Source organism: Vibrio sp. 1249-1 (assembly GCF_033340495.1).
Window position 1 is genome coordinate 1 of sequence record NZ_JAWOWJ010000267.1, and the last position, 891, is coordinate 891.

At 46.6% G+C, this 891-nt stretch carries 1 protein-coding gene; it reads right to left on the reverse strand.

The window, feature by feature from the left end:
• Positions 1–37: 37 nt before the first annotated feature.
• The coding region (gene glnA, locus R7Z50_RS25755) for a type I glutamate--ammonia ligase (protein ID WP_318149510.1) at positions 38–891 on the reverse strand (854 nt) is incomplete at its 5' end.

Consider the following 891-nt stretch of genomic DNA (forward strand, 5'->3'; position numbering starts at 1 on the left):
TTTTGTTACTGTGTTTACATTTTACACAGTTTGAACCTTATACAGAGTAGTAAAGTTCGAACTCAAGTGGGTGAGTTGCCATGTTGATGCGCTCAACGTCTTTTGACTTAAGTGCGATGTAAGAATCGATAAAGTCGTCAGAGAATACGCCGCCCGCTGTTAAGAACTCACGGTCTTCGTTTAGTGCATTTAGAGCCACTTCTAGAGACTCAGCCACTTTAGGAATCTCAGCTGCTTCTTCTGCTGGTAGATCGTAAAGGTCTTTGTCCATCGCTTCGCCTGGGTGGATCTTGTTCTTGATACCGTCAAGACCAGCCATCAGTAGACAAGCAAACGCTAGGTATGGGTTTGCTGCTGGATCTGGGAAGCGAGCTTCGATACGACGTGCTTTCGGGCTTGGTACCACTGGGATACGGATAGAAGCTGAACGGTTACGTGCAGAGTAAGCAAGCATAACTGGTGCTTCAAATCCAGGTACAAGACGCTTGTACGAGTTTGTTGATGGGTTAGCAAACGCGTTGATTGCACGAGCGTGTTTGATGATACCGCCGATGTAGTAAAGCGCTGTTTCAGATAGACCGCCGTACTTGTCGCCAGCAAACAGGTTAACGCCGTCTTTTGCTAGAGATTGGTGAACGTGCATGCCAGAGCCGTTGTCGCCAACGAGTGGTTTAGGCATGAATGTCGCTGTTTTACCAAATGCGTGAGCAACGTTATGTACTACGTATTTGTAAATTTGGATTTCGTCAGCTTTCGTTGTTAGCGTATTAAAACGAGTAGCGATTTCGTTTTGACCCGCAGTCGCTACTTCGTGGTGGTGCGCTTCAACAACTAGGCCCATTTCTTCCATGATTAGACACATTGCAGAGCGGATGTCTTGAGAAGAGTCAA